Genomic DNA, 1,766 nt, shown 5'->3' with positions numbered 1-1,766 from the left:
AAGGTTCTCATAGCACTAAACTCACAATCAGATGTGATGGCTATCGTGTCAGAGTCGAGGGGAATCCATCGCGTTGGCAAAGACAAGATAATCTCTTCGGACTAACAACATTAGATGAGTGTGTAGAAGTCTATAACCATGTGTTAGCCAAATATGACTTACCTCCATTTACTAAAAATACCCGCCTTAAACACAGACAAACACCTGACGGAAAAACATCATCTTACGTAGGTAATGGTGCTGAGATTACAAGCATCGACTGGACGCAAAACTTGTCAGTAGGACAGGGCAGTGAGCAGCCTTTTATACGTGGGATGTCTTCAATGAGCTTAGGAAGATCCATGAAACCTAAGTTGTACCCAGACGGATACAGCTGCTACTGGGGCGAAGGTTCCGAATGGTTACTTATTAAGTTATATGCCAAAGCTATTGAGTTACAGCGTCACTCAAAGAAGAACGCAAAGAATAGTAATGAAAGTAAAGAATACATAGATAAATTAACGACTTACTGTGCGAGTAAAGGTGTTGTTCGCTTAGAGTACAGCCTCAGACAAAAGCTATTGAAAAGACATAACTTACAGTTTTACGGGCTAATAAGTGAAGACGAATACCTGACGCACCTCAAGCACTTCGAGGATGCTATGAAGACTATCGAAATATCCCATGATGAACACCAGAGCATAGCTCAACAGTTATTAAATAATGGCGCCGTTGATACACAAAGAAAAGCCAACACAACCATGAACTATTTTACGTTGTGGCAAAACGGTGTGGATATGAGGGAAATACTGAGCAGCTCGCAATATTACGAACACAAAGCAAGGTTGAAGAAAATCGGCATCGACATCGGTCAGCAGTTCGATGTCTCAAGAATGTGTCCAACGTTGAGGCGCTCAGAAGAAATAGAAGTTCAATCACTACAGATACCATCTTGGTATCAACTACCGAAAGTAGCGCAATCAAATGTGCTGCCGTTTAAAGCTTACGTAGCTTAAGGAAAAGATATGTTGAAAGTAGAAATCTTCCCAGAACACGAACAACCAATCACAAGAACATTACCAGGCAAAGATGGTAAACAAGCCAGAACGATAAGAGAACAAATAGGATATGCATATCTGGGTGGTAAGTTCCCAGTCGAAATGAAGCTCTCATTACAAGACGACCAATCTGCATATAAATCAGGAAACTACGAACTTGATAGCTCAAGCTTTACCGTGAATAACTTCGGTGGACTGGAATTAAAACGCTTCGGCATTAAGCTCGTGAGGTCGATGAAATAATGGAAGATCAAGTCATGAAATCTGATGAACTCCAAGAAGTCATTAACTGGTTACACAACGATGTAGATAAAGCCGTTGATGATGCCAATGATGTAGTTGCCAAGCGTCAGTACAAAAAAGTCTTCGACAGCTTAGAACTATTAAAAGAAATGCTGCTCATGAGTGAGTCCAACAAAAACCATGTACAGATGCTTGGCTATCGAGATGATACAAACCAAGTTCAATGTATGGTGTCGAATGTTGTTGGCTTAAACTTCCAAGAAGTGAATGAACTTGCTGATGAGATATTCTTGGTTGGTGACTGGTTCATGTCAGTTACAAACGTTGATGGAGATGAAAACCACACCGTAAAAATCTATGGTCCATATGAGACAGACCAACAAGCAATGGAACATGCACGTAAAACCTTGTCAGTAACAACGTTCAGAAGCTCTGTATGAGCCTAGAAAGCCCCTCAAAATCAAACTAGCCTAAGTGCGTATTATG

Annotated in this window: 3 protein-coding genes; all 3 read left to right on the top strand. The window is 40.8% G+C overall.

Features of this window, described 5'->3' with window-relative positions; all coding sequences use genetic code 11:
• The coding region (locus AB6E51_RS24100; RefSeq protein WP_372140275.1) for a phage/plasmid replication protein, II/X family at positions 1–995 on the top strand (995 nt) is incomplete at its 5' end.
• A 9-nt stretch (positions 996–1,004) separates the two neighbouring features.
• A complete protein-coding gene (locus tag AB6E51_RS24095; protein WP_016767415.1) occupies positions 1,005–1,280 on the top strand; it encodes a G5P family DNA-binding protein in 276 nt (91 codons plus the stop codon).
• A gap of 14 nt (positions 1,281–1,294) precedes the next feature.
• Positions 1,295–1,720 (top strand): hypothetical protein, encoded by a 426-nt coding sequence (locus tag AB6E51_RS24090; protein ID WP_372055061.1) that lies wholly within the window; start codon positions 1,295–1,297, stop codon positions 1,718–1,720.
• The last annotated feature ends 46 nt before the right edge of the window (positions 1,721–1,766 follow it).

Source organism: Vibrio sp. 10N.247.311.47 (genome assembly GCF_041467535.1).
GTDB lineage: Bacteria > Pseudomonadota > Gammaproteobacteria > Enterobacterales > Vibrionaceae > Vibrio > Vibrio crassostreae_C.
Note: the sequence above shows the minus strand (reverse complement) of the source record. Positions and strands in the feature narration are given on the sequence as shown.